Source organism: Kitasatospora sp. NPDC057542 (assembly GCF_042801945.1).
Classification (GTDB): domain Bacteria; phylum Actinomycetota; class Actinomycetes; order Streptomycetales; family Streptomycetaceae; genus Kitasatospora.
Genome location: NZ_JBHVFE010000661.1, coordinates 1 through 3,697 on the forward strand (window position 1 = coordinate 1; position 3,697 = coordinate 3,697).

General features: G+C 74.0%; 5 protein-coding genes. 3 read left to right on the top strand and 2 right to left on the bottom strand.

What is annotated here, in order from left to right:
- From ACFU7Y_RS41660 to ACFU7Y_RS41670, 3 genes are all read left to right on the top strand, one after another.
- The coding region (locus ACFU7Y_RS41660; RefSeq protein ID WP_380771624.1) for a helix-turn-helix domain-containing protein at positions 1-381 on the top strand (381 nt) is incomplete at its 5' end.
- A 129-nt stretch (positions 382-510) separates the two neighbouring features.
- On the top strand, positions 511-1,104 hold the full coding sequence (locus tag ACFU7Y_RS41665; protein ID WP_224281162.1) for an RICIN domain-containing protein: 594 nt from the start codon (positions 511-513) through the stop codon (positions 1,102-1,104).
- Between the two features lie 89 nt (positions 1,105-1,193).
- Positions 1,194-2,015: a hypothetical protein gene (locus ACFU7Y_RS41670; protein ID WP_224281163.1), complete on the top strand. Its 822-nt coding sequence runs from the start codon at positions 1,194-1,196 to the stop codon at positions 2,013-2,015.
- Here the strand turns inward: ACFU7Y_RS41670 and ACFU7Y_RS41675 are convergent.
- Both ACFU7Y_RS41675 and ACFU7Y_RS41680 read right to left on the bottom strand, forming a co-directional pair.
- On the bottom strand, positions 1,982-2,902 hold the full coding sequence (locus tag ACFU7Y_RS41675; RefSeq protein ID WP_224281164.1) for an aminoglycoside phosphotransferase family protein: 921 nt from the start codon (positions 2,900-2,902) through the stop codon (positions 1,982-1,984). The genes ACFU7Y_RS41670 and ACFU7Y_RS41675 overlap by 34 nt on opposite strands.
- Positions 2,903-2,958: 56 nt before the next feature.
- On the bottom strand, positions 2,959-3,621 hold the full coding sequence (locus tag ACFU7Y_RS41680) for an HAD family phosphatase (RefSeq protein ID WP_224281165.1): 663 nt from the start codon (positions 3,619-3,621) through the stop codon (positions 2,959-2,961).
- Positions 3,622-3,697 lie beyond the last annotated feature (76 nt).

Consider the following 3,697-nt stretch of genomic DNA (forward strand, 5'->3'; position numbering starts at 1 on the left):
GACGCCGAGGACGCCGTACCGCCGGAGAGCCGGCGCCGGGCGCTGGTCCAGCGCGTCCGGGCCTTCGTCCGCACCCACCTGCACGAGCCGGACCTCAGCCCCGGCGCCGTCGCCGCCGCGCACCACATCTCGGTCAGCTACCTGCACCGCCTCTTCGAGGGCGAGGAGGAGACCGTCGCCGCCTGGATCCGCCGCCAGCGCCTCGAACGGGCCCGGCGCGACCTCGCCGACCCGGCCCTGGCCGCGACCCCCGTCCACGTCATCGCGGCCCGCTGCGGGTTCCCCCGCGCCGCGGACTTCAGCCGCGCCTTCCGCGGCGCGTACGGGCTGCCGCCGCGCGACTTCCGCCACGGCGCCGTGACGGCCGGCGGTGGACTCTGAACCAAGCGACCGTGGACTGACTGCTAGCGACAACCCACCCGGGAGGTCGGCAAGCTGATGCCGTGTCCACCACGGGGGCTCATCCGGTGGACACGGACCGACACCAGCACCCTCGAAGGGGGACCATCCATGTCCAGCAACGGACTCCGCAGGAACCCGCGCTCCGCCGCCGGGATCGCCCTCGCCGCCCTGGCGCTCGGGCTCACCGCCCTCGGCGGCGGCCAGGCCGTCGCCGCGCCGCAGGACGGCGCCGAGACGCCGAGCCTGGGCACCGTGCTCCAGAAGGGCGACACGCTCGCCGCCGTCTCGGACCCGTTCGTCATCAAGAACAACAATGGCAAGTGCCTGGAGATCACCAGCTCCTCCACCGCGAACGGCGCCGACGCCCAGCAGTGGACGTGCAAGGGCCAGGCCGGCGCGGTGTGGCGCTTCAAGCCCGCGGGCGATGGTTTCTACTACTTCGTGAACGAGCACAGCAAGAAGTGCCTGGAGATCGAGGGCTCCTCCACCAAGAACGGCGCCAACGCCCAGCAGTGGACGTGCAACGGCCAGGCCGGCGCGAAGTGGAAGTGGCAGGAGACCCGGTCGGGCGACGGCATGACCCGTTACCTGTTCAAGAACCACAGCGGCAAGTACCTGGAGATCACCAACTCCTCCACCGCGAACGGGGCCAACGCCCAGCAGTGGGAGAACAAGGGCCAGTCCGGCGCCCTCTGGTACTGACCCGCCAGCGCCGCCCCCGCCCGTCGTACGGTCGGGGGCGGCCGGGCGGCGGTTGACCGTTTCGGCGGAACCCGCCCATGATCGCCGCCGTGAACGCACGCACGCTCTACGAGCAGCTCCTCGACCACGACGGCCCGTACGAGGACGACATCGACCGCTGGCTGGCCGGTCCGGAGGCGCCCGGGTACCGCGACCGCCTCCGGACCGCCGCCGTCCACCGCACCTCCTGGTGGGCCGACGCGAGCGTGGGCGGGCCCGACCTGCTGGAGGAGCTCTACGCCCTCGGCCGGGTCGCCGACGTGCTTCTGCTCGACCCGCAACCTCCTTGCTACCCAGGCCTGTTCACGGCCCTCGGGATGGCGCCCTTCGAGAGCGCCGCCCGCTTCGACCCCTTCCTCCACGAGATCGTCGAGGTCGAGCGGGCCGAGGACCCGCAGGCACCGATCGAGGTCCTGGACGTCAGGTGGCCCGGCCTGATGCTCGGCGAGCTGCTGTTCAACCGGGCCGGCGTACGGGTCCGGGCCGGCGCGGCGCACGCGGAGCACGGGGTGGCCGACCGCTTCCCGCTCTACTGGACGTTCCGCCGCGCGCACCGCCCCACCTGCGACCTCTCCCACAGCTGGGGCGGCAACTCGCAGTGGCGCACCGACTTGCGGCTCGACTACCGCACCGCCGGAGGCGACCTGTTGAACGTCGCCGAGGCCGGATCGGTCGACGGCCGCCCCGACCTCGGCCACTACCGGGACCTCGGCCCCGAGGAGCGTCTGCTCACCCCCGCCGAGCGGCGCGAACTGCTGCGCCACCGCTGCCTCCTGCGCACTCCGGAGGCGGCCGGCGAACTCGCCGCCTCCCCCGGGTGGGAGCGGGAGCTGTTCCCCTACGAGTGGCGGCTGCCGGACGGGGAGGCGTGATCGGCCAGCACCTCGGCGATCACGTGGCGGGCGATGCCGGTCATCCTCGGGCTGCTGTCGCGGTAGTAGGCCACTTCCGACAGGGCGATGGAGAGGGCCCAGCCGCGGGCGCGGTCCCACGCCGCGTCGTCGACGGCAACGGCCGCACGGAAGACGGTACGGGCGGCGGCGGGCAGCACGTACCAGGCGGGGATCAGGTCGACGGCCGGCTCGCCCAGGCCCGCGCAGCCGAAGTCGATGACGGCGCTCAGCCGGCCCCGTGCGTCCACCAGCAGGTTGCCGGGCTGCAGGTCGCCGTGGATCCAGACCGGGGGGCCGGCGGGTGCGGGGGCCCGGAGCGCGTGCTCCCAGGCGGCGGTCACGGCCTCGGCATCGACCAGGTCGGCAACCGCCGCGATCGCGGTCCTGGTCCCGGCGTCCCGCTCCGCCAGCGACTCGCTGCGGTGGGCGGCGGGGCCGTCGGCCGGGTCGATCCGGCGGATGGCGGTCACGAAGGCCGCCAAGTCGCGGGCCAGCAGTCCGGGTTCGGCCGGCCGTCCGGCGGCCGGGTTGGTCCCGTCGAGCCAGCGCAGCACCGACCAGGGCCAGGGGCAACCGTCGACCGGCCCGCCCACGGCCAGCGGGACCGGTACCGGGACCGGCAGCCGCGGGGCGAGGCGCCGCAGCCAACGGTCCTCCTTGGCGATCTCCTCGACCACCCCGGGGATCCGCGGGATGCGCACCACCAGCTCCGTCCCCAGCCGGTACATCGCGTTGCTGGTCCCGACCGGCGCCACCGGCTCGACCGGCAGACCGGCCCACTGCGGGAAGCACTCGGCGACCATCCGGCGCACCAGCGCCTCGTCGATGTCCAGTTCGTCGGGGTGCAGCCTGCCGGAGGAGGTCATGCTGCCCGACCCTGCCAGCGCCCGTCCCGCCCGGCAACCGGATTACCCTGCCCCGGTCACTCCCCCACCGCGCCCGCGGCGATCAGTGCGGGCAGCTCGCGCATGTCCTCGAAGACGACCGTTCCCGGCCCGGCCAGCCGCTCCGCCGCCGTGACGCCGCCCGCGTAGCCGAGCGCGCGCATTCCGGCGGCGCGGGCGGCCTCGACACCGGGCCGGCTGTCCTCGACCACCACGCAGACGGACGGGTCGACGCCCATCGAGCGCGCGGCGTGCAGGAAGAGGTCCGGCGCGGGCTTGCCGCGCCCGACCTCGGTGGCACTGAAGATCCGCCCGGCGAAGTGGCCGTGGAGGCCGGTCCGGCCCAGGGTGTGACGCATCTTCTCGTGCGTGCCGCTGGAGGCCACGCAGGTGGGCAGGGTGATCGCGGCCAGCGCCTCCGGCAGGCCGTCCACCGGGGTCAGCCCGGCGTCGACCTCCTCGGCGTGCAGCTCGTGGAAGCGCTTGCCCCACACCGCCGCCGTCTCCGCCCCGAGCCGCTCGGCGACCAGCGCGTTGTTGACCGCCTCGGACCGCCCGACGAACCGCTCGATCGCCTCCGCCTCGGTCAGCGGCCAGCCGTACTCCTCCCCCAGCCGCACCAGCACCCGGACGGCGATCACCTCGCTGTCCACCAGGACACCGTCGCAGTCGAATATCACCAGCTCAATCGGCTTGATCATCCGGCCAGCATACGACCGGGCCAGGCCCGTCCCGTCGACGTCCCCACAGCGTCCGGGCGTTGGCAGCAGCAGGCAC